General features: G+C 43.2%; 19 protein-coding genes and 1 tRNA gene. 14 read left to right on the top strand and 6 right to left on the bottom strand.

The features are described from left to right. Position 1: 1 nt before the first annotated feature. Entirely contained in the window at positions 2-886 is an 885-nt protein-coding gene (locus IWA51_RS02415; RefSeq protein ID WP_177527239.1) for a DUF58 domain-containing protein, read from the bottom strand. Between the two features lie 10 nt (positions 887-896). Then, positions 897-1,916: an AAA family ATPase gene (locus IWA51_RS02410; protein WP_198443011.1), complete on the bottom strand. Its 1,020-nt coding sequence runs from the start codon at positions 1,914-1,916 to the stop codon at positions 897-899. 204 nt (positions 1,917-2,120) lie between these two features. Between IWA51_RS02410 and IWA51_RS02405 the strand changes: the two genes are divergently transcribed. The 3 genes from IWA51_RS02405 (at position 2,121) to IWA51_RS02395 (ending at position 5,136) form a co-directional block, all read left to right on the top strand. Continuing rightward, positions 2,121-3,419 (top strand): aminotransferase class I/II-fold pyridoxal phosphate-dependent enzyme, encoded by a 1,299-nt coding sequence (locus tag IWA51_RS02405; protein WP_177527241.1) that lies wholly within the window; start codon positions 2,121-2,123, stop codon positions 3,417-3,419. Beyond that, a complete protein-coding gene (locus tag IWA51_RS02400; protein ID WP_198443010.1) occupies positions 3,406-4,677 on the top strand; it encodes a hypothetical protein in 1,272 nt (423 codons plus the stop codon). The genes IWA51_RS02405 and IWA51_RS02400 overlap by 14 nt, the downstream gene beginning before the upstream one ends. Positions 4,678-4,740: 63 nt before the next feature. Further along, positions 4,741-5,136, top strand: a complete 396-nt coding sequence (locus IWA51_RS02395) for a hypothetical protein (protein WP_198443009.1) — start codon at positions 4,741-4,743, stop codon at positions 5,134-5,136. 18 nt (positions 5,137-5,154) lie between these two features. Here the strand turns inward: IWA51_RS02395 and IWA51_RS02390 are convergent, their stop codons facing one another. After that, positions 5,155-6,510, bottom strand: coding sequence for an ArsB/NhaD family transporter (locus tag IWA51_RS02390; protein ID WP_198443008.1), 1,356 nt, complete (start codon positions 6,508-6,510; stop codon positions 5,155-5,157). A gap of 249 nt (positions 6,511-6,759) precedes the next feature. Beyond that, on the bottom strand, positions 6,760-8,925 hold the full coding sequence (locus IWA51_RS02385; RefSeq protein WP_198443007.1) for an ATP-binding cassette domain-containing protein: 2,166 nt from the start codon (positions 8,923-8,925) through the stop codon (positions 6,760-6,762). 65 nt (positions 8,926-8,990) lie between these two features. Here IWA51_RS02385 and hisIE point away from each other — a divergent pair, with 65 nt between their 5' ends. Genes hisIE through IWA51_RS02360 form a run of 5 tightly spaced genes read left to right on the top strand, consistent with a single transcriptional unit; the run spans position 8,991 to position 14,347 of the window. Then, positions 8,991-10,289, top strand: a complete 1,299-nt coding sequence (hisIE, locus tag IWA51_RS02380) for a bifunctional phosphoribosyl-AMP cyclohydrolase/phosphoribosyl-ATP diphosphatase HisIE (protein WP_177527246.1) — start codon at positions 8,991-8,993, stop codon at positions 10,287-10,289. A 22-nt stretch (positions 10,290-10,311) separates the two neighbouring features. Next, the gene (gene hisD, locus IWA51_RS02375; RefSeq protein ID WP_198443006.1) at positions 10,312-11,670 is read left to right on the top strand and encodes a histidinol dehydrogenase; all 1,359 of its coding nucleotides are present in this window, start codon (positions 10,312-10,314) and stop codon (positions 11,668-11,670) included. 12 nt (positions 11,671-11,682) lie between these two features. Next, positions 11,683-12,261, top strand: a complete 579-nt coding sequence (gene def / locus IWA51_RS02370) for a peptide deformylase (protein WP_198443005.1) — start codon at positions 11,683-11,685, stop codon at positions 12,259-12,261. A 3-nt stretch (positions 12,262-12,264) separates the two neighbouring features. After that, positions 12,265-13,284, top strand: a complete 1,020-nt coding sequence (fmt, locus tag IWA51_RS02365) for a methionyl-tRNA formyltransferase (RefSeq protein ID WP_198443004.1) — start codon at positions 12,265-12,267, stop codon at positions 13,282-13,284. Between the two features lie 13 nt (positions 13,285-13,297). Further along, positions 13,298-14,347, top strand: a complete 1,050-nt coding sequence (locus IWA51_RS02360) for a PASTA domain-containing protein (protein ID WP_198443003.1) — start codon at positions 13,298-13,300, stop codon at positions 14,345-14,347. 14 nt (positions 14,348-14,361) lie between these two features. Here the strand turns inward: IWA51_RS02360 and rpiA are convergent, their stop codons facing one another. Both rpiA and IWA51_RS02350 read right to left on the bottom strand, forming a co-directional pair. Continuing rightward, the gene (gene rpiA / locus IWA51_RS02355; RefSeq protein WP_374047834.1) at positions 14,362-15,078 is read right to left on the bottom strand and encodes a ribose-5-phosphate isomerase RpiA; all 717 of its coding nucleotides are present in this window, start codon (positions 15,076-15,078) and stop codon (positions 14,362-14,364) included. A 28-nt stretch (positions 15,079-15,106) separates the two neighbouring features. After that, positions 15,107-16,606: a type I 3-dehydroquinate dehydratase gene (locus tag IWA51_RS02350; protein WP_198443002.1), complete on the bottom strand. Its 1,500-nt coding sequence runs from the start codon at positions 16,604-16,606 to the stop codon at positions 15,107-15,109. A gap of 220 nt (positions 16,607-16,826) precedes the next feature. Here IWA51_RS02350 and IWA51_RS02345 point away from each other — a divergent pair, with 220 nt between their 5' ends. From IWA51_RS02345 to IWA51_RS02320, 6 genes are all read left to right on the top strand, one after another. Continuing rightward, entirely contained in the window at positions 16,827-17,813 is a 987-nt protein-coding gene (locus IWA51_RS02345) for an ABC transporter substrate-binding protein (RefSeq protein WP_198443001.1), read from the top strand. A 52-nt stretch (positions 17,814-17,865) separates the two neighbouring features. Continuing rightward, positions 17,866-17,938: transfer RNA gene (locus IWA51_RS02340), tRNA-Ala, on the top strand. A 553-nt stretch (positions 17,939-18,491) separates the two neighbouring features. Beyond that, positions 18,492-20,411: an ABC-F family ATP-binding cassette domain-containing protein gene (locus tag IWA51_RS02335; RefSeq protein WP_198443000.1), complete on the top strand. Its 1,920-nt coding sequence runs from the start codon at positions 18,492-18,494 to the stop codon at positions 20,409-20,411. A 61-nt stretch (positions 20,412-20,472) separates the two neighbouring features. Beyond that, positions 20,473-21,441 carry an FtsH protease activity modulator HflK gene (hflK, locus tag IWA51_RS02330; protein ID WP_198442999.1) on the top strand — a complete coding sequence of 323 codons (969 nt, stop codon included), beginning with the start codon at positions 20,473-20,475 and terminating at the stop codon, positions 21,439-21,441. Between the two features lie 60 nt (positions 21,442-21,501). Then, on the top strand, positions 21,502-22,497 hold the full coding sequence (gene hflC / locus IWA51_RS02325; protein ID WP_198442998.1) for a protease modulator HflC: 996 nt from the start codon (positions 21,502-21,504) through the stop codon (positions 22,495-22,497). A 1-nt stretch (position 22,498) separates the two neighbouring features. Next, positions 22,499-24,118: a hypothetical protein gene (locus IWA51_RS02320; protein ID WP_198442997.1), complete on the top strand. Its 1,620-nt coding sequence runs from the start codon at positions 22,499-22,501 to the stop codon at positions 24,116-24,118. Positions 24,119-24,245: the final 127 nt, after the last annotated feature.

The following is a 24,245-nucleotide window of genomic DNA, read 5'->3' as shown; positions in this document are numbered from 1 at the left end:
TTCAATACCGTTCCCTTGCCGTAAAAAATTTAATAAGTTCTCCGGCAGGATCTTTTGTCGTGCTTATTGAAAGCGGAACAGCACCGTGTCTCAAACAGTTTTTTTTCCACTCTTCAGTTTTTGCTTCGTAATTTTCCTGCCAGGCTCTTGCAAATTTTGCAGAAGAAGTAGGAAGAATGCACGCGGCTCCTGTTTCGGGATCAATAAAAGGAACAGAACCTACCTGCGGAAGTTTTTCATCTGCGGAATCAGTAATTCTGATTGCAACAACGTCATTATGATGGGCTAGCCTTGCAAAAGAATCCTGCCAGCCGTCTACACGAAAGTCAGAAATAACTATTACAAGGGTACGCTTTTTCAAAAGCCTGCACGCACCCGAAAGAGCGCTGTCCAGTGCCGAACCGTTTATGCGGCTTGAAAAATCAGATGCGCCTTTTTCAAAGTGTGAAAGCATCATCATTGCGTTGTTTTTACCGGACTTTGGCGGACATGAAAAATCGATGCGACCGTCAAAAGTAACGGCACCTACAGGACTTCCGTTATGAAGGGAAGCAAGCGTAATTAGAGAGGCACATTCCATTGCAGTTTCAAGGCGGGACTGGATTCCGGAACCTGTGTCCATGGAAAAGGATTTATCTGCAACAAGAAAGACATCGAGTTCCTTTTCTTCGTCAAATATTTTTACAAAAGGTTTTCCCATTCTTGCAGTAACGTTCCAGTCTATTGCCCTTACATCATCGCCTGCAAGATACTCGCGCACTCCGCTGAATTCAACACCGGTACCTCTGTACAAAGAGCGGAAAGTACCGTTGCGCATTCCTTCTGCAAGAGAAACCGAACTAAGATGAAGAAGTTCTGCCCTCTTTGATAGATTTTTTCGGTTCATTAGCTTTCTCTTACGGAACCGGCATCAGGTCAATGATTTTTGCAATAAGCTCATCGGCGCCAACACCGTCAGCAGAAGCCTCGTAGTTAAGCACAAGTCTGTGTCTCAGAACACGGGTAGCCACAGCCTGAACATCTTCGGGCAGAACAAAACTGCGGCCAGCAAACAAAGCCTGAACACGCGCACACTTAAGAAGGGCTATTCCTGCACGCGGAGAAGCACCGAAAGAAATATAATGCTGAATATCATTTTTGCGTACAGCAGCAGAAACAGAAAGTTTTTTCACATCACGTTTTTCTGACTCAGGACGCGTTACATTTACAATAGAAACAATGTAGGCAAGTATTTTGTCATCTGCAGTAACTGCATCTACGGCACTGCGGCATTTTTCAAGGGAATCAGCAGAAAACACTTTTCTGACCGGAATATCTGCAGCACATCCGTTGGAACGCACAATGGAAATTTCTTCTTCGGGAGAAGGATAAGAAAGCACAATCTTCATTAAAAAGCGGTCAAGTTCAGCCTCGGGAAGATTGTATGTTCCTTCCTGCTCTATTGGATTTTGTGTAGCCAGAACAAAAAATGGGTTCGGAAGGTTGTATGTAGTTTCACCGATTGTAACCTGGTGTTCGGCCATTGCCTCAAGAAGCGCAGACTGAACTTTCGCGGGCGCACGGTTTATTTCATCTGCCAGAACGAGGTTTGCAAAAACAGGACCTTTGCGTACATTAAAGCGCCCGCTTCCCGGCTCGTAAATCAAAGTTCCGCTTACGTCTGCAGGAAGAAGATCCGGTGTAAACTGAATGCGCTTGAACTCAAGTCCAGAAACATCTGCAAAAGTTCTTACGGCAAGAGTCTTTGCAAGACCCGGCACGCCTTCAAGAAGAACATGTCCGCCTGCAATAAGAGCCGCAAGAATTCCGTCGACAGCCTCTGACTGTCCTACAACACGTTTGGCAACTTCTGTACGGCAGATTTTGACATATTCCGCACACTCATCTATTTCTGCTTTTGTAATTATTCTGTTCATAGTATGCAAATTATATAAATTATTCAATTATATTTCAATCTGCATATAATTCCGTATGTAAAACTGCAAACTTTTATGCTTATTTTAAGAAAAGTTTTTCTTAAATTGAATACAGCCCTGAATGTATGAAAACAGGCTGAAAATGCATAAATATACAGTAAATTTATTGACATTCAACTTCAATTTCAAGATACTGTAATTATCATGATAAACGCATTGGCACAAGAATTAAACGAAACGCTAAAAGGAACTACACCAGGAGTCCTTCTTTCAGATGTAGGAACAAGACTCTATTTCCCCAAGGGAATTATTGCACAGAGCGGTGAAGCAAAAAAGCTCGGCAAAACCGCGAACGGAACAATCGGAATGACCGTTATAGACGGAACACCCGTAATGCTTCCTTCAGTAAAAAAATATATTCCCGACCTTTCATCAAGGGAACTTGTTGCATATGCACCTACAGCCGGAAACCCTGATCTGCGCGAACTGTGGAAACAGGCTCTTATAAAAAAGAATCCGTCGCTTGAAGGAAAGTCATTCTCCCTTCCGGTAGTTGTTCCAGGACTTACAGCAGGAATTTCATACCTTGCAGATCTCTTTCTTGACGAAACAAAGCCTCTTGTAGCGGCCGACCCTTCGTGGGACAATTATGTTCTTATCGCAAACGCAAGACGCAATGCAGAATTTGTACAGTTTCCGATGTTTGCAGACGGAAAATTCAACATTCCAGGACTTGAAAAAGTTCTGCGCGAACAGGCAAAGTCCGGTTCTGTAAGAGTACTCCTTAACTTTCCGCAGAACCCGTCAGGATACAGCCCAACTTCTGCAGAAACTGCACAGATTGTTTCCATTATAAAGAGTCTGGCCGACGCCGGAACAAAAGTAATGGTCTGGTGCGATGATGCTTATTTTGGCCTTAACTACGAAAAAGACATCGAAAGTCAGTCTCTCTTTGCACACCTGTGCGATTTGAGCCCGAATGTTCTTGCAGCAAAAATTGACGGTCCCACAAAAGAAGATTTCGCCTGGGGATTCCGCTGCGGTTTCATTACATTCGGCTGCAAGGGACTTACAGAAGAGCAGTACGATGCCCTTGTAAAAAAACTCATGGCAGCAATCCGCTCGTCTGTTTCATGTTCTTCTACCCCGCCACAGTCACTTTTGCTCAAAGCTTTCCAGAATCCGGCTCAGGTAGAAAAAGAAAAGGCAGAATTCCGCGCTGTACTTGAAAAACGCTATGCACTTGTAAAAAAGTTTACGACAACCCACACAAGCGAAAACATAACTCCGCTGCCGTTCAACTCGGGTTACTTCATGGCCTTTGACACAAAAAAAGTCAATGCAGAGACTCTGCGCCAGAAGTTGCTAAAAGAGCGCGGAATCGGTACAATATCAATTGACAGCCGCACATTGCGCGTGGCATTCTCCAGTTTGGAAGAGGATAAAATAGATATTGTTTACCAGGCCATTTACGAAACGGCGGACGAACTTGCCCGCAATTGATTTTATAAAAAGAACTGCAGCGGTGTTTGCTGCAGCTTCAGTTCTTGTGACAACGGTTTCATGTTCCAAAAGAACTGATCCCGTTGTCATCTGGACTGACAATCCCGAAATTGTCTCTTACGTAGAACTTTTCAATCTTTCACATGACAATGAAAAAGCCGTTGTCATTTACAAGGAAGATCCGGCACATTCACTTCCGCCTGCAAAGGATGAAGTTCAGCCAGACATTCTGATTGCACCTTTTCTCAAAAATTCAGGAACAAGAAAATATTTTACCCCGCTGGATTATCTTATTCAGGAAAAATCCATATCACGCGCATCCTTTTATTCCAAGATAATAGATTACGGCGTAATCAACGAAAAACAGTATCTTATTCCGCTCAGTTTCAATCTGCCGGCAATTGTATTTAACAAAAAAGATGAAGAACTTATAAAAACAAACCATCTTCTTAACATTGACCAGATACGAGACCTTGCGGGAAACTTCAACAAAACATACAAATCCGGTGCCTACAGTTCAATGGGTTACGCACCTTCGTGGGACACAGAATTCCTTTATCTTGTAACAAAACTTAACGGCACAGGCTACATGGAAAAAGGAAACAGCTTTACATGGAACGACGAAGCCCTCCAGAGTTCCATTCAGAAAATAAAAGACTGGACTTCAGAAAAAAACACAAACACTACTTCGGAACAGAACTTCCAGTTCAGATACCTTTACATGCCAAAGTACAGACAGGTTACAACCGACCGCTGTCTGTTCGTTTATATTCCGAGCGATGAATTTTTTACGCTTACAGGCACACAGTCAGCAGGGCTTACATTCCGCTGGATTGAACAGGACGGAACAATTCCGGTTGAAGATGACATTGTTTCTATTGGACTTTACAAACATTCAAAAAACACATCAAAAGCCGAAGAATTCATTGCATGGCTTATCAACGAAGGAACCCAGAAGCAGCTTATTGAACGCACAGAAAACATGAAGCTGGATACCGTAAACTTTGGAATCGCAGGCGGATTTTCTTCGCTGAAGGTTGTCAACGAAAAATATTATCCCAATTTTTACAGACAGCTTTTGGGAAATCTTCCTTCAGAGGAATATCTGTCCATGCCAAAAATTCTTCCGCACAGCTGGAACAACCTGAAGGCAAACGTAATTATTCCGTATCTGACAGAAACAACAAACACCGACTCGCAGAAAGAGCCGGCAACACTTCAGGAAAGAATTTCCGACTGGACAAAGCAATTTTTCTAGCAGAATCCGCTGATTTTACTAAAACATACGCTTTATTTTCCGATAATATGAATGAGGAAGCGTATGTATTCAAACGGACTTACACTTAATGCAGCATCTTACAAAAATCTCTTTTCAAGCTCATCAGGAACGCTGTTTGTTCCGGTTAAGCCCAGTGCCGTTATTTATTCACAGTTTGACTATGTGCGCGGAACAGCGGCTTCTTCAGGACAGAACGGTGTTCCCATAAACAGAGTGCGTATTCTAAACACGCTCATAAACCAGCTTGTGGCAATGAAAAAAAAGGATACGCTGTCGAAGGAAGATATTGGACAGATGACAGACGCGCAGAAAGACGAACTTATCAAAACTTACCAGCAGCAGATAAAAAATGCCGTGGCAGCCGGAACAGCCGCAAACAATTACGGGCTTACCGGACTCTTGCCCCAGGCAGGAACAGTAGTTTCTATTTCTGCCTGAAGCAATCCATAATTCAGACTAAGACCACAGAACCCACAGAAGAAGAGCCGCAGCCGTTGTAGTAATCAAAGTAAACGGAACACCGACTTTAAGCCATCCGCTGAACTTCATGGGATAGCCTTCTTTCTTTACAATTCCCATTGCTACAATATTTGCACTTGCTCCGAACGGGGTAAGGTTTCCGCCGAGGCAGCTTCCAACCAGAAGAGCAAACATAAAGAGTTCGGGCTTAAGTTCCATAGTTTTGGCCATACTTTCTGCTACAGGAAGCATGGCTATAATATAGGGAACGTTGTCAACAAAGCCGCTTATAACGATAGAAACAACAAGTATTATTACAAAGCCGAGCAGTTTTGAACCGCCGGTAATTCCCGCAAGGAAGACCGCAAAGTCGTTAAGAAGTCCTGTTTCACGGATTCCGCCTATGACAACAAAAATTCCCAGCAGGAAGAAAATTGTTTCCCAGTCAAGCTCTTTTACCATAGTGCGTACATCATCTGCGGATTTTTTCTGCACGAACTTGTACCAGAGTAATCCTATGAGTCCAAGAATTGCAACAAGAATTCCGCTCGTGTATTCAAAGCTTGTATGAATAAAAGAAACACCGGCAAGACCAAAAATCATCAGAAGAAGAAGTACAAGCGGTACCCAGGATACAACAGGTTCTCCCTCGCTTTCGATTTTGTTTTTTCCGTTTTTAGCAAAGAAGCAGTAGAAGAAAATACATCCTGCAAGCATTCCTGTCTGAACAATAAAGAATATTGAAAGTGTATTCTGGTGTACAAAGAAGTCGTTGAAGCTGTAACCTGCGTAACTTGCAAAAATCATTGACGGCGGGTCACCAACCAGAGTTGCAGTTCCTTCAAGGTTACTCATTACAGCAAGTCCTATCATAAAGAAAGTCGGGTCTATCTTTAATTTTTTGCACAAAGCAAGCGCAATGGGAGCCATTACAAGAACAGTTGCAACGTTTTCTACAAAGATAGAAATTATTCCGGTCATGGCAAGAATAGCAACCATCGCAATTCCGGTATTTTTGCAGCCACTTACAATTGCATCGGCGATTTTAACGGGAACTTTGGAATAGATAAAGAGAGCGGCAATTATCATACTGCCAAGATAAATAAGAATAACGTTCCAGTTGATTATGTCCAAAAAGGCATGGACAAGCGAATACATGTGCGCAGGAGCCGAACCCTCAAGCGCAAGTATGTCTTCGGGAATACTGAAAATTCCACCCGGAAAAATCATTCCCAGAATAATTACAAGTATGGCTGCTATTGAAGTGAACCAGACTTTTTTCTTCTGAAATGCAATTACGAGCGCATACATAACGACTGCAATTGCAAGCACAACCCATTTAAGCTGTTCCATTTTTTTACCACCTTACAGAAAGTTTTCCATAAAAAAAGACCTTTCACCTGAAAAAAAATGCAAGAGCATTTGTCTTCAAGCAAAAGGTCTTGTTTCTTCTTGCGAAGCCCCGGAACCAGATTCTGAAAAGAACCGGCTGTTGATTCCAGAGAGGAACTACTCCCCTTTTGATATTGTGTTTAAAAGTTAACTTTACCCGTAAATTGTAAAATAAGAATACCTTATTTGTCAATAGAATTTTCAGAACGTTTATGAAAAATAACGGGCAGTCAGAGCGTCGGCAAGATAATGCGCCTTTCTGAAAGTCTGCAAAATAAGGGGTACAAAAAGCGGAACAAGAATTTTGAGTTTCGAAAGACCCCTTGCTTCACCGAAAGCGCCGCGTACAAGCTGTGTCTTTATAATTCCGCAGAATTCGTCAAGAAGCATGGGCACAAAGCGGAATATAATGCCGGTTACAAGAACAAAATACCTTACCGGAATTTTTACGACAGAAAGTGGCTTTAATAAAACCGTAAGTCCGTCCATAATTTCGCGCTCGGAAGTTGTAAAAAGAAATGTTCCGGCAGAAATAAGTGCGCAGGCAGCACGTAAAAAAGTACGTCCTGTCATGGCAAGACGACCTGTCGAAAGAGTAAATATTCCACATGAAAAAATAACTTTGTCATCGGGCAGCGTCGGGTAAAAGAACATTCCGAAAACTATAAAAAGAAGCAGCCACGGAAAAAGTTTTACAAAGGCACCGGCAGCTTTTTTAATCGGATACTTTGCAAGAACAGCATAAAGTATGTTCACGCCCAGCATGCAGATTCCGGCCGCAGGTGAATATACCAGTACCGAAACACAGAGAATTGCCGCAAAAAGAATGAATTTAAGTGCCGCAGGAAGTACGCTCACTGCAGAATGCGGAATTTTTGCCGGAGCCATAAAAGCTGCAGCGGTTTTTCCAATACTTTCTATCATCTTTGAATTTGTAAGCGGCATTTGTACCGAAAGTTTTTTCTGTTCCGGAGCGGTTTCATTTACGCCTGCACTTTCCGGACTGTCCTGATGTTTTGTTCCGGAAGGTTCACGGCCTTCAGAAGCAGCTGTTCCGCCCAGAAGATCCTGCCACGCTATGCTTTCGTCGGCATACAGTGCTTCTTCAAAACGGTGCGTGCTGAAAAGGACGGTTTTTCCGCGTGAGGCCAGTTCTTTCATTGTACGAAGGACATTTTTTCTTGACAAAGGATCAAGCGCCGCAGTCGGTTCGTCAAAAATAAGTATATCCCTGTCCAAAGCAATAATTCCCGCCAGAGAAAGCTTTCGCTTTTCACCGCCGCTTAAAGAAAAAGTTGCCCTGTCACCAAAATCTTCGTACGGAATTCCTGCAAGCTGCATGGACTCTTTGACACGCTCAAGAAGTTCTTTTCCCGAAAGCCCGTCATTCAAAGGACCAAACGCAACATCATCGGCGGCGCACGGTTCAAAAAGAGCGGCCTCACTTTCCTGAAGGGCCAGCACCGGCCTTGAAACTGCGCTGACAGTTCCGCTTTGTGGAGTTTTAAGACCTGCCAGGCACTCAAAAAGCGTAGATTTTCCGCAGCCGCTTGGTCCGGTAAGAGCCGTAAGCGTTCCTTTTTTGAGACAAAGGTTAAGGCCGCTGAATATTTTTCGCTCAGGGTAGCCGAATGAAAGATCTTTTACGCAAAGTGATTCCTCTGAAGAAGAAACTTTTTTTTCTGGCAAAACTTCATCTTTTCCAAAAACACTCTCTATTACATGTGGACTGGCCATAAATTCTTCGCGCAAACCGTCAAAAACAATACGCCCGCTTTCCATTACAATTATGCGCTTTGCATGAAGGGCTTCATCTTCGTCGTGTGTTACGTGAATAACGGTATGCCCTTTTTTATTCCAGCGGTCTATGAATTCAACAAGTTCATTTCTTGAAGCCGGGTCCAGCATTGCCGTAACTTCATCAAGAATAAGCAGGTCAGGAAAAAGAGCCAGAATTCCGCTGAAGGCAAGACGCTGCGTCTGACCGAGTGAAAGTTCAAAAGTTCTGGAAGAAGCCCTGTCTGCAAGTCCAACTACAGAAAGACACTCTATTGTCCTGAGTTCAATTTCGCCCTTTGTCATTGAAAGATTCTGCGGACCAAACGCCGTATCACGTTCTACAATTCCGGCTACAATCTGCTCTTTGGGCTGCTGAAATACAATTCCGGGAAGTACATCTTTCTGAAGGCTTACAGTACCCGAGTCCGGCTTGAAAAAACCTGCCATAAGACGGGCCATAGTGCTTTTTCCTGAACCGTTTGAGCCGAGTACTGCAATGTATTCACCCCGTTCCACACAAAGGCTTACGTTATCAAGTGCCTTTTTTGAGGACTGGGGATATTTATATTCAACGCTGTTAATTTCCAAAAGTGACATGCGCCTTATTCTACAACTTTTTGTATATTATTGTAAATAATGGCAATATTTGCTACAATCTTTGCATGGTAATTTCTTCTATAGACTTAAAGGACGGACACGTTGTCCAGTTAAAGAACGGAAAAGACTTGGTTCTACAGCGTGATGATGCAGAAAACCTCATAACTGAATTCAACAGATACGGAGAAGTAGCAATAATTGACCTTGACGCAGCAATGCGACATACAGACGAAAAAGGCAACACTGCCAATACTGAACTTTTGAAATCTCTTTTAAGAAAGGGAAACGTTCGTGTCGGCGGCGGAATCCGTGACGTAAAAAAAGCAAAACAGCTTGTTTCACTCGGAGCAGAAAAAGTAATTATAGGTTCTGCAGCCTGGAAACCAAACCCAAAACCTGGTGAATGTGTTCTCAACACTGAATTTCTTGAAGAACTTTCAAAGGCAATCGGCCGCCAGAGAATTATTATTTCTGTAGATGCCATAAACGGAAACATTGCTCTCAAAGGCTGGACAGAAACTTCGGGCATTCCGCTTATTGAAGGAGCCGTTCAGGCAGAAAAATATGCCAGCGAACTTCTGTTTACCTGCGTAGAAAAAGAAGGTTGCATGCAGGGAACAGACATGGACATGTGCCGCGCTCTCAGGGCAGCAGTAAAATGCCGCGTAGTTGCAGCCGGCGGTGTAAATACCATAGAACAGATTGCAGAACTCGAAAAAATCGGCTGTGACGTTCAGCTTGGAATGGCCCTCTATACAGGTGCCGTAAGTCTTAAAGACAGCTTTACAGCATGCCTGGACTGGAACAAAACCGGCGGAATGATTCCTGTTATTGCACAGAGCACTGACGGCGAAGTACTGATGCTGGGTTATTCAAACAAAGAAGCCCTCAACAAAACCTTTGACACCGGAAAACTTACTTTCTTCAGCAGAACAAGAAACGTTCTCTGGACAAAGGGCGAAACAAGCGGACACTTTCTTGAAGTACAGAAACTTCGTGCAGACTGCGACAGAGACACAATTCTTGCAACTGTAATTCCGCACGGAGGCGCATGTCATACGGGAAGCTTTACCTGCTTTGGTTCTGACCCCGACGCAAAGAGCAGCATGGAGCGCCTTTATTCTACAATCGCAGACAGATTTGCAAACCCAAGGCCGGGAAGTTACACGGCAACACTCAACGACAAGCGCGTGCGCGAAAAGGTTATGGAAGAAGCAGAAGAACTTACCGACGAAGCCGAAACAAAGGCAGATGTAATCTGGGAAGCCGCAGACCTTCTTTATTTTGTAAGCGTTCTTATGTACAAGGAAGGTGTTTCCTGGAAAGATGTCTACGACGAACTGGACAGAAGACACAAAGAATAGCGGCAATTTCAGGAGATATTTTATGATTAAGATACAAAGTGCAGATCAGGTTGAAGATTCCTTTTTTAACGGCCGCGATTTTGGCGACTCAATAGACACTGTCCGTACAGTACTCAACAATGTGCGCCAGTCCGGAGATTCTGCACTGCATGAATACAGTGAAAAATTTGACGTATCGGCTCCGGCATCATTTCTTATTCCGCAGGAGGAACTTAAAGCCGCTGCAGAAAAGATGAAAAAAAACGAGCCTGAACTTTATGAATCACTCTGCTACTCTCACGACATGGCTTTGAAGTTTGCAAAAAAACAGAAGGAATGTTTTACAGATTTTGAAACTGAACTTGAAAGCGGCGTTTTTACAGGACAGAAAAATATTCCAGTAGAAAAGGCAGGCGTTTATGTTCCGGCAGGAAGATTCCCGCTTGTATCTACAGTAGTCATGACCGTAACACCGGCCGCTGCAGCAGGTGTAAAAGAAATAATTCTGTGTACACCGCCGAGGGTTCACCCTGATGACAAAAAAAATGCAGAAGGCAGGGGAACACCGGGAAATGCATACGTTGGCGGAAAACCGTACGCCGATGAAAACATAATGGCAGCGGCCTACATCTGCGGTGTAACAAAAGCATACGCCTGCGGTGGAAGTCAGGCAATTGCCGCTATGGCTTTCGGTACACAGTCTATTCCGCGTACAGACGTTATTGTAGGACCGGGCAATAAATTCGTTGCAGAAGCAAAAAAGCTTGTGTACGGAACAGTAGGAATTGACATGATTGCAGGACCAACAGAAGTTTTCATTATTGCTGACTCAAGTGCCGATCCAAAATGGCTTGCAGCAGACCTTCTTGCACAGGCCGAACACGATGTTGTTGCCCAGCCGGTTATGGTTACAACAGACAAAGTTCTGGCAGAACGCACGGCAGAAGAAATAGAAAAACAGATCGAAACTCTTTCTACAAAAAATACTGCAAGACAAAGTATAGACACCTGCGGAAGAATAATCATCGCACAGTCCCTTGAACAGGCCGCTGAACTTGCAAACAGAAAAGCCCCGGAACACCTTGAAATTGCAATGGATGAAGGAAGCGAAAGAGACAGAGTTGTTTCACTCGTGCACAATTACGGTTCTCTTTTTATAGGACACGGGGCAGCAGAAGTTTTCGGAGACTATTCTGCAGGACTCAACCACACTCTGCCAACATCAGGAAGCGCAAGATTCACAGGCGGACTTTCTGTAAGGATGTTCCTTAAGACCGTAACGACCCTCAGAACAGACAATAAACTTGAAGGTGCAAAAAAATCTGCACGCGCTGCAGGTTATCTTGGTGATGCAGAAGGACTTGCCGCACACGCAAGAGCTGCAAGACTCAGACTTGAATAAACAGAGGAAGATATGAAAATTTATAAACTTGGTGAAGAAATTCTCCGCCAGAAATGCGAGCCGGTAAAGGCCGAAGAAATAAACGACGAAATGCGCGCTCTTTTTGAAGAAATGTTCAAAACGATGACCAGCGCAAATGGAGTGGGTCTTGCCGCACCGCAGGTCGGAATAGCAAAAAGATTTTTTGTACTCACTGCCGATGACGATGTAAAACGCGTATTCATAAATCCAGAGATAACCAAAACTTCTGCAGAAACTTCTGAATACGAAGAAGGATGCCTTTCCATTCCGGGATTTTCTGAAAAAATCATTCGACCGGTAAAAGTATCTGTTGCGGCCCTGAACGAATTCGGAAAACCGTTTGTAATAGAAAATGCAGACGGCCTTCTTGCAAGAATTATCCAGCACGAAAACGATCATCTTGACGGATACCTTTACATTGATCGTGGTGACAGTGATTTTGCAAAACAGACAGAAGAGCAGTTCAAAAAAAGAGTTGAACGCAATGCAAAAAAACTTGCCGCACGCGAAGCAAAAAAAGCCAGCATAGAAGCAAAAATTGCTGCAAAAAAAGCAAAGAAAGGTAAATAGAATATGCTCAGAGTCCTATACGGAGGAAGCCCCGCCGCATCTGCAAAGTCTCTTGAACTCATCCTTAAAGACAGCGCCATGTCTGCTTCTGTTCCCGACGAGCAGTACAAGATTGTGGGTGTTCTTACAAACCCGCCGTCTGCAAAGGGACGCCATAAGGAGCTTGTTCCGACAGAAGTGGAAGCTTATGCAAGAATATGGAACGAAGCCCGCGGTGATGATATAAAAATTCTTACGCCGGAACACATAAAGCAGGACGAAAGAACTGCCATTGAGGCACTGCATCCCGATATTTTTGTCTGTTTTGCATACGGACACATTCTTGGACCAAAGTTTTTTTCTCTTTTTAAATTCGGCGGAATAAACCTGCACCCTTCTCTTCTGCCAAAATACCGCGGCGCGACTCCTGTTAATTCTGCAATTCTGAACAGGGATGAAAAAACAGGCTTTTCGCTGCAAAAGATGTCGCTCGGAATTGATGAAGGTGACATTCTTTATATGCAGGAAACAAGACTTACCGGGACAGAAACCGCCGAGCAGCTTCTTAACCAGAGCGCCCTTCTGGGAGCCATATCTATAACAAATGTCCTGAGACAGACTGCAAAAACAGGAAACTTACCGCACGCAGTTCCGCAAGCAGGAACACCATCTTACTGTACAACAATAAAAAAAGAAGACGGTCTCATAAACTGGAATGACAGTGCCGAAAAAATTGACGCACAGATTCGCGCATACACACCCTGGCCCGGATGTTTTACATACGCAAACGGACAGACGCTCAAAATTCTAAAGGCAAGAGACGCACTTAAAATTGCAGTCCAAGATAATTCAATCAAAAAGAACACAGACCTTGCTCCGGGAACAGTAATTGAATTCAACAAGCAGAGGGGAATTCTTATTCAAACAGGTGACGGTGTTCTTATTGCAACAGAACTTCAATGGCAGGCAAAAAAAGCCATGGATTATAAATCATTCATGAACGGTTCCAGAAATTTTATCGGAACAGTTCTTGGTTCAAACTGAAAAGGAAAACAGCATGGAAGAAAAAAAGAATTTCGGTAAAAAAATAACAGGTGCACTTTCAAAGCTGCGGTTTAATTTCAAGGATCAGGTTTCCCAGATTCAAAACGGAGGAAAGTCTCTTGTGATAACGGTTATTGTTGCGTTTATCATAATGATTCTCGCTTTCCTGGCAGTATTTTTTCTTACGGTTCAGGGTGCAGAAAAAGTCATGGTTCCGAATGTAGTAGGAAAAAATCTTACAAACGCACTTCTGGATCTTCAGTCCAAGGAACTCTACGGAAAAATCCAGTTACGCTATTCTGATTTGCCCGGCGATCAGGGAACAATTCTTGAACAGTCACCGGACGCAGGAGCAATCGTAAAAGCATACAGGCGCGTAACCCTTACGGTAAGCCGCGGTGTTGCCATTGACGAGCTCGCAGACTACACAGGAGAAAATATTGATGACATCAAAAAGAAGCTGGACGTTCTGTTCAGCGGCGAGCATCCTCTTGTAATAGTCGCGCAGCCGGTTTTTGTACGCGACGATTCAGCAGAAGGAACAATTATTGCGCAGTACCCCGAAGCCGGAATGCCGATTGTTGATCCGGTAAAAGTTCAGTTTGTGGTAAGCAGCGGTTCAATGATCGAAACAGTAAAAGTGCCGTCGGTTGCAGGCCTTAACATAAAGCAGGTTCTTGAAGCAATGGCGCAAAACAAAATTACGTTTGACTTTACCTCACACATTGCCGCAGAAAATGAAAAGGCAGGAACGGTAACAAACCAAGACAAAGTTTCAGGAGATGAAGCACCTGCATTTACAAGACTCAACGCAGAATTTGCATTAAGCCAAAAAAGTGCAGACAGTGATATTGTTCAGGGAATTTTTGAATATGACCTTCCGGAATATCCGTATGCCGTTCCGGTTCAGCTTGATGCAATTTCTTCTGACGGAAAAGTTTCTACACTTATTTCATTCAATCATCCGGGACAGAAACTTACAATTCCGTATGAAGTAAAGAAAGGAACAACACTGAGGCTTTACGTTCTTGGAACAGAAACGCAGAACCTCAGCATTAATTAAAGGGCAGTCTCTTTTTAAGAACGCTCTTCTACACTTCCGTCCGAATGTGCAATAAATGCCGTCGGGCGGATTTTTGTAAAGAAACCGCATTCAACTACGCCTGTAATATCATTTATAGTGTCTTCAAGTTTTGCGGCATCTACAGGATTTTCCCACGTACAGTCAATTATCATGTTTCCGTTGTCGGTAATAACAGGGCCTGCTTTTTTTACACCTTCACGAAGAACACATTTTGCACCAAGCTTTTCGAGTTTCTGTACAACAGGGACACGCGCTTCTGCAATTATTTCTACAGGAAGCGGAAACTTTGTTCCGTGGTTTTCTACGGCTTTTGATTCGTCTGCCACAACAACAAATGCCTTTGAATTATAAGCAACTATTTTTTCACGCAGAAGAGCAGCACCACCGCCTTTTATAAGAGAGTTGCCCTTTCCTATTTCGTCGGCACCGTCAATTGCAAGATCCAGGGTTCCGCCTATGGCTTTGTCATTCATTGTGTAAACCGGAATTCCAAACTCTTCGCACGCAAGCGTTGTCTGAAAACTTGTAGCGACAGCCTTAATTCCAGAAAGCGTGCCGTCTGCAATAAGTTCTGCAATTCTTTTTACGGCAGGCATTGCTGTTGAACCTGTTCCGAGACCGATTTTCATTCCGCTGAAAATTCTGCCCTTTTTTACAAGAACATCAACTGCAGTACGCGCTGCAAGAACTTTCTGTTCATCTTTTGAAATCATTTTCCACCTCTTTTATTTATTTTATTCAGCCTTCGTATTTTTTTCCGGTAAAAAGTTCAAACTGGCGGTAACCTTGGTAACGAAGCATATCGTAACCGTTACAGACGCGGCATCCGGCTTCCGCGGCTCTTCCCATAACAGGTGTTACTTCGGGAACATAGACTATGTCAAAAAGAATTTCTTTTCCGCTAAAATTGTAGAACCAAATAGGATCATCTTTTTCGTTGTAAGGGCCGCTCGAATTCATTCCGCGAGAAGTAGTCTGGATTATTATTGAAGAATATTTTTTCAAAAGCGAAACTGCATCGGCGTTGAGTGCAGAATATTTGAAGTGATATTTTTCGGCAAGTTCTGCGGCTTTTTCTACAGTGCGGTTAAAAACACATGCTTTTCCGCGGAGTTTTTTAACTGCATACGCAATTGCCCTGGCTGCTCCGCCCGCTCCTATAATTGCAACTTTTTTTCCTGCAAGCGATTTGAGTCCGGTAAATTCAAGCAGCGATTTTGCAAACCCGTAGGCGTCGGTATTGTAGGAATTCCATGTATCTCCGTTCCGTACAATTGTATTGCTTGCACCTATTTTATCTACATCTGCATCTGTTTTGAAACCACAGTCAAGTACGGCTTCTTTGTGCGGAATCGTAACTGACATTCCTTTTACACCGATTGCTTCTGCAAAGGAAAGCGCCTGCGTAAATTTTTCTGCGCGCATGGGAATATAGGCACAGTTCATTCCGAGTTTTTTGTAACCGCCGTTGTGAAGAGCCGGACTTGAAGTTGCAGTCAGAGGCCAGCCGGTTATTCCAAAAAGTTCTGTTTCTGAATTGATTGATTTGAAGTTGTATTCTTCGCAAAGTGTGCGCGGGTCCATATGTGAAAGAGACGGAAGTCCCTGTGCAGATTCGGGCGCAGATGTATATGTAAGAAAATTCTTTAACCGTTCACCGAGTATGCGTGAAGGAACACCCAGCGGTCCCATTGCCACAAGAATGTGTTCGTTGTCATTGAGTTTTTTTGCTTCTTCGAACAGATTTTTTACGTCGTCAAGTGAGTGCGGCATAAACGCAATTTTGGGAATTTCGTATCCTGTTGTTTTAAGGGCAGCAAGGCGCTCGCAGATGTTTGAAACAGGATTTTTCATGTCATGTACGCTTCGGATTATTTTTGTTCCGAATGCAAGAGCGGCATCCTGAAGGCTTGGAATATGAAAATCTTCCTCGAAGTCCACGTAATGGAAATTCTTGCGCTTGTCTTCTGCGGCAAAGGAAAGTGCCCTTGCAAAAAGAATTGTACGGGCCGCCTCTCCTTCTATAAAACAGCCGCCGTCGATTTTTCTGCGCAGTGTAAGTATGCAGGGAATTCCTGCCATTTCGGGAAAATCTCTTACGCGCAGTCTTTCGTCACTGTCCAGAAAGTCGGCCCTGAGTTCGGCAATGTCAACGTAATCACGGTAACGGTCAAGGACTGCAAGATCTTCTGCCAGAGTTTTTCCTGTAAGCGTAAGACAAATTTTTGGAGTGTTCATGAATACCTCTTTTTTTGCCCGGCGGTTTACGGGCACGCAGATATTAGCATAAAACGCATTTTTTTTAAAGAAGGTAGTTGACAAACGTTTCTCTATATAGTATCTTTGTTTCTATAAAGAGTAACGTATATTGAAACAGATGCGAGCATCTGTTTCAATAACTTCAAGTTTGCTTCGCAAACTTGTCTAAAAAAACAAACCTAGATAACAGGAGTAGTATATGAAAAAAATTATTGTTGCGGTTATGGCTGTTTTTGCGGCACTTGCACCGCTTACGGCAAAGGCAAAGAAAGATTCCAAAGTTAAAATCGGAATCGCAAAAATTGTACAGCACCCGGCACTTGACGCAATTGAACAGGGCATTCAGGACAGGCTTGCACAACTTGGAATTGAAGCAGAATATAATCTGCAGAATGCAAACGGTGATGTAGGAACAGCAGCACAGATTGCAGCTCTCTACAAGTCACAGAAAGTAGACTATGCAGTCGGAATCGCGACACCTGTTGCCGTGGCACTTGCAAATACAATAAAAAACAAGCCGGTTATCTTTAGCTGTGTAACCGACCCTGTAGGAGCAGGACTTGTAACAGACGTAAACAGCGGTTACAGAAACGTAACAGGACTGAGCGACGCAATTCCAACCGTTGAACACATTAAAATCTTTGCACAGATAGCCGGAATAAAAACACTCGGTTACATTTATACAAGCAACGAAGCCAATTCAATAAGCAGTATTGAACTGGTAAAAAAAGGATGTGAGCAGGCAGGAATTAAACTTGTTTCACAGAGCATAACAAAGTCAGATGAAGTAAAACAGGCTGCAGATTCAATTGTTTCACGCGTAGACGGACTTTACCTCACAACAGACAATACGGTATTCAGCGCACTTGCTTCTGTAATCGGCGTATTCAACAAAGCAAAGAAACCTATTTTCTCAGGAGATGTTACAGGCGCACAGCAGGGCGGAATTTTCATGGCCAGCGGTTTCAATTACTACAAAGCGGGACTTGCCACAGCAGACATTATTGCCGAACTTATAGGCGGAAAAAAACCCGCGTCAATTCCTGTAAAGTTCATTACCAAACCCGAAGATTCTGACCTTCTGTTCGATTTGGATACAGCAAAAGAATGCGGTATAACCATTCCGGAAGATTACCTGTCCAAAGCCAACATGATTTACCAGGGCGGAAAACTGACCACAAAATAAGTGCCCACTTGAAAAAATTTGAAAAAAGCTATATCCTACCAAAACAAATCAAGGGGATATAGCTCAGTTGGTAGAGCATTTGGTTCGCAATCAAAGGGTCGTCGGTTCGACTCCGATTATCTCCAGTAAAAAAAAGAAAGCTTCGGTTAAAAATCGGAGCTTTTGTTATTTTAAAAAGCAAGTGTAAAGAACAGGAGTCGAAGTGAGCGAAACGCCGACCAGGTGGGAGGAAAAGCCGGCACGGATGCCGGCGGCAGTGCAGCGAACAGGCCTGAAATTGAAAAACAGGAGGTTTTGCAATTTCAGGCGACTCCGATTATCTCCAGTAAAAAAAGAAAGCTTCGGTCCAAATACTGAAGCTTTTTTTTATTTTAAAAAACAAATGTCAGTAACAGGAGTCGAAGTGAGCGAAACGCCGACCAGGTGGGAGGAAAAGCCGGCACGGATGCCGGCGGCAGTGCAGCGAACAGGCCTGAAATTGAAAAACAGGAGGTTTTGCAATTTCAGGCGACTCCGATTATCTCCAGTTAGTAAAAGAAAGCTTCGGTTCAAAAACTGAAGCTTTTTTTATTTAAAAAAAACAAATGTCAGTAACAGGAGTCGAAGTGAGCGAAACGCCGACCAAGTGGAACGCCAGACACTGTTTTGTTTTTTTGTACAATCTGATACAATAAGAGCATGAATCTTCTATCTGTAAGTAATGTATCAAGAATAGGCAGGGAACAGCCGCTCTTTACCGGTGTAACATTCGGACTTAACGAAGGCGACAAGGCAGCTCTTATAGGCCGCAACGGAACAGGAAAATCGACTCTGCTTGCAACAATAGCGGGAATTCTTGAACCCGATGAAGGAAGCGTAGTAATAAATTCAAGTGCAGGTGTTTCTTACCTGCCACAGAACCCTTCCTACAACAAAGACGATACAATCCGCGAGCACATATTCAAGTCACATTCACCAAAGCTCGAAGTAATACGCGAATATGAAGAAATTTGCGAGCGCATGCAGAATGAAACAACCCCGCAGATTCAGACAAAATTTGACGAACTGAACAACCGCATGGAAAAAGAAAACCTGTGGAACTACGAATCGCAGGTTAGTTCAATTTTAACGACACTCGGAATAGGAAGCCTTAACCGCAAAATGGGTGAGCTTTCGGGCGGAATGGTAAAAAAAGTTGCACTGGCGCAGGTTCTTGTAGAAGACACAAAACTGCTTCTTCTGGACGAACCGACAAACCACCTGGACATAACGACAATTTCGTGGCTGCAGGATTATCTTGCCCAGACAAAGCGCTCTGTTCTGATGGTTACCCACGACCGCTACTTTCTTGACGCCGTCTGCAATAACATTTACGAACTTTTCCGCAACAAAATTAAACTTTATGTAGGAAACTATTCCGCATACTTGGACAAAAAGACAACAGAAAGCGAAATTGAAGCCAACACAGAGCGCAGAATTGAGTCGGTGCTGAGGGTTGAACGCGACTGGCTTATGAGGGGACCGTGTGCGCGTGGAACAAAGGCAAAGGCCAGAATTCAACGTGACGAACAGCTTATTAACCGCGAAAAATTCAGTGCAGACAAAGCATTTACTTTTGAAGTTGCAGGACGCAGACTCGGCGGAAAAATTCTTGAACTCCATCACATTACAAAAAATTTTCCCAAAGGATACGCCGACTCAAAGTCAGAAAAAAACACCCCGGTAATAAAAGACTTCAGCTACACTTTCAACAAAGGCGAAAAAATCGGCATCTTCGGGGACAACGGCAGCGGAAAGTCGACACTGCTTAATATAATCACCGGCGATATTCCGTGTGACAGCGGAACAATTGTGCGCGGCGAAAACACATCCATTGCCTATTACATGCAGAATCCGGTTTTCAAAGACCTCAATATGACCGTTCTTGAATACATAAAGGAAGCTGCAGAAATAATCCACATGAATGACGGAACCACGCTCAGTTCGGGGCAGTTTCTTGAACAGTTCGGCTTTGAAGGAAAAATTCTGCACTCACCTCTTGAAACACTAAGCGGTGGTGAGCGTAAACGGCTGTTTCTGGTAAGGCTTTTGATTTCCAACCCGAATTTTCTTATTCTTGACGAACCTACAAACGACTTTGACATTTTTACAATGAATATTCTTGAAAACTTTCTTGCGGGATTCAAGGGATGCATTCTCATCGTAAGCCATGACCGCTACTTTATGGACAAGGTCGCAGATACGCTCTTTATTATGGAAGACGACGGAAGCATAAGCGGTTTTGTAGGAAAATGCAGCGAATATATAGAATACAAACGCGAAAAAACGGCCCTTCAGGAAGAAGAACTCAAGGCAAAAAAAGAAACTGCAAGAAAAGAAGAACCGCCTGCCCAGAAAACAAAAAATGAAGACAAACCGCGCAAACTTTCTTTTAAGGAACAAAAAGAATTTGAAGCACTGGAACTGGAAATTGCCTTACTAGAAGACAAAAAACCTCTTCTTGAACAGCAGATGGCAGATTCAGACTACGAAAAGTCGGCTGCAGCAGGAAAAGAATACGAGCAGTTGTGCGAAAAACTAGAAAAAGACTATGCGCGCTGGGAAGAACTAGCTGTTTAAAAAAATTTGCCCGCAGACACAAATTTTCTTAAGTTTAAAATACTTTTAAATTGGAGGAATTATGTCCGAGCAATCTGGTGTAAAAAAAATCTTAAGACCGTCTGTTATAATTTTGGCGATTATCGCAGTTATTCTTGCAGGAGCCGTTGCATCAAGCCTGTTTGTTGTTGACCAGGCAGAGCAGGCTGTAATCACAAGATTCGGCCGCTACTACAAAACCCTTGGTCCGGGACTGCATTACAAGCTTCCTCTCGGAATAGACCGCAAATTTATTGTTCCTGGCAACAAAGTTGTTCAGACTGAACAGTTCGGGTTCAAGACAGTAAAAAGCGGTTCTTCAAACCAGTACGAAAATAATATTGTCAAAGAATCTACAATGCTTACAGGCGACCTGAACATTGTTGATGTTGAATGGATTATCCAGTACAGAATCGTTGACCCGCGCGCATGGCTTTTTACCGTTCACGAAAAACAGCAGACAATACGCGACATAAGCCGTTCGGTAATAAATACTCTTGTAGGAGACCGCGCAATTCTTGACGTAATGGGTTCAGAGCGTTCAAACATAGAAAATCTTGCTGTAACAATGATGAATGAACAGTTTGAACAACTTGGAATGGGAATAAATGTCTTTGCCGTAAAACTGCAGAATATTGTTCCTCCGGCCGGTGTTCAGGATGCATTTGAAGACGTTAACAAAGCTACACAGGACATGAACCGTTTCATCAATGAAGGCAAGGAAAGTTACAATTCTGAAATTCCAAAGGCAAAGGGTGAAGCAGACCGCCAGATTCAGATTGCAGACGGTTATGCTGCAGAACGCGTTAACAGGGCAAAAGGTGATGTTGCCAGATTCAATTCAGTTTACGAAGAATACAGAAAAGCTCCGGCAATTACACGCGAACGCCTCTACCTTGAAACAATGGAAGAAATTTTCTCTGCGGACGAAAGCGGAAAAAAACCGGTTCTTATTGACGGCAAACTCGACAATGTAATTCCGTTCAAGAATCTTGATTCAACAAAACAATAGTATAAGTTTTTTTTACTTAAAGTTTGTTTCACAAACTCTATTATAGGAGCAAGAAAATATATGAAATCCATGAAAAAATTTTATCTGGGACTGGCAGCTGTTGTTGCGGCTGTGGTTCTGTTTTTTGCGGCAGGTCCCTTCTATATTATAAGCGAAGGAAACCAGGCTGTTGTAATAAGATTCGGACAGATTGTTGCTTCACATACAGAAGCCGGTCTTTACCCCAAAATTCCTTTTGTAGACACTGTAACTTTTTACCCCAGCCTCGTACTTTCTCTTGACGGAGACAATGCACGTATTCCGACAAAGGAAAACCAGTTTATAATTGTAGACACTACAAGTCGATGGAAGATTTCTGACCCAGCGCTTTTCTACCAGTCTTTCAAAACACTCAACGCGGCTTACAACAAACTGAGCGACATAATTGACTCTTCTACAAGAACAATTATTACTCGCAACAGACTGAGCGAAATTGTACGCAGCAGCAACGGAATAAACGAACGCACAACTCCGGCCGACTCCCAGCTTGCAGGAATAGAAGGAGAAGACAGTGCCGAACTCGAAGCCCTTGTAAACGTAAACAGCAGCAACGAAATCGTAACAAAAGGAAGAAGCGCACTCTGTCAGGAAATGGCAAACGAAGCCCGCAAAATGGTCGGCGAATATGGAATTGAACTTATAGACATTGTTCCGCGCCAGATTAAATATTCCGACGAGCTTACCGAAAGCGTTTACAGCCGCATGATTAAGGAAAGAAACCAGGTTGCACAGGCATACCGTTCCCTCGGTGAAGGTAAAAAAGCTGAATGGCTCGGAAAACTCGAAAACGAAAAGCGCACGATAGAAAGTGAAGCTTACCGCAAAAGTGAGGAAACAAAAGGTAAGGCAGATGCAGAAGCGGCGGCAATTTATACAGCAGCTTACAGCAGAGACCCGCAGTTCTATGAATTCTGGAAAACCATGGAATCTTATAAGAAAACAATGAACAATTTTGACACAACTTACAGTACAAACATGGACTACTTTAAATACCTTTACGCATCTGACGGAAACTAATATGAATAAACGCATTGTATTTTTTGAGGGAACAAAACTCATTCTCGACACCTGCATGACTCAAAGTGCATTTACAAAGTCCCGCTTTTCTGAACAAATCGGAACTTCCGGACATATTGCATCAAAAGACGGCAGCTCATGGAATTTTGAACCCTGGAGTTTTTCTGAAACACAGCTTTCTGACCTTCCAGGCGGAACAGTTTCTTTTACCGCAGAAGCATTCCCCGGAAATACACTGCGCGAAATTCTTTGCACAGAAAATGACTCTGATGAAAACAAAACACGCGCGCGCGGGGTAGCGGCGGCAGTCTGTAGCGCAATAGAAGGCGCGCGCGCTCAAAAGATAAATCTGGAACACAACGGCGGTGAAGGAATTTTTATCTCGTCTGACTGCACAAAAATTATTTTTCTCCCTGAGGTTTTCTTTACGACCGCGGCTTCAAGTCTTGGAGACGAAATGTTCAGTGACATGCAGGGACTTTATGTAAACGCAAATCTTACAAAAGATGATTCGCTTGCATTTACACAGGCCGTCATAGCGTACAGAATGCTTGCACACCAGTTCCCCTTCCCTTCAAAAAATACAAAAGAAAGAAGCGAAGATATTCTGGATGCAAACTTCAAGCCACTGGAACTACTTGTTCCGCAGGCAGACAAACAGCTTGCAAAAACAATTGACAGCGCGCTCAGACTTGTTCCGCGTCAGAAAAAATCATCACAAAAACCGGCGGCACTTTTTCCGGCAGAAGCTTTTGTAAAGACAATGACTGAAGAACCTGCACTTTGCGATTTGACAACTTCTGCAGAATATGCAAAAAAAGAAAATTCAGTAAAAAGGCACAGATGGTTCAGAAGACACAGAGCGACTCTTACCACGGCATTTGCAGTTACTGCGGTTGCTGTTTTTATTTTAGGAACATATTTTGACAGCCAGATGGAAAAACCCACGACAAGAGGCCTTACTTCACAGCAGACAGTGGAAATGCATTACGGTGCCGCCAACCGTCTGGACATAGAATCGGCACAGAACAGTACTGCCGGCGGTGAAATGAAGGGCCGCGTAAATATTCTGAGCAACATTTATGTTTCTACAAAAACCCGCGCACTTTTTGATGCAAAACTTACCTGCCTGACTCCGGCCAAATGGTTCTGCTACAACCAGACGACGTTCAATATTTTTGGCTTTGCGGATTTTAAAATCAACGGACAACCGGCAACTCTTTACACAAAGGGCGCCGAACGCAAACACGCACCAAAAGCAATTACGCAGGAAAACAATATTCCGCTTAAAAACGGAGATACAAAAACATACGCTGTTTCATTCTATATGCTGCGAACAGAAGGCAGCGATGAAATGTTTGTAACAAAAATTGACGAAACAGTTAACCTCGTCTTTAAGAAAAACCGCTGGCTTATAAAAAGTACAGATACAGTTCAGGAAGAAAACAAAATTTCAAAAACTGAATTCTACACCGACTATTCCAAAGCAATGAAAGACTCTTCTGATGACGCAAAAAAAGCAGCCGAACTGCTCCATGCAAAATACGAATGGGTTCCTTCACAGTCTGAACTCGAAGAAGCGGCAGCAGATATAGAGCAAAACGGAATCTTCGGATCATAAGTAACGACATAGACAGTTATGCAGCGACTGTCTTTATTTTCTTGACAATTTTACACTTTTTGTCATATTGACTATAAAAGAAAATATTGCTAAAATCTTTCTATCACTGGAATTCAGGGGTATAAAA

It is taken from the genome of Treponema peruense (assembly GCF_016117655.1).
Classification (GTDB): Bacteria; Spirochaetota; Spirochaetia; order Treponematales; family Treponemataceae; genus Treponema_D; species Treponema_D peruense.
This window is presented reverse-complemented; position numbering and strand designations above follow the sequence as displayed.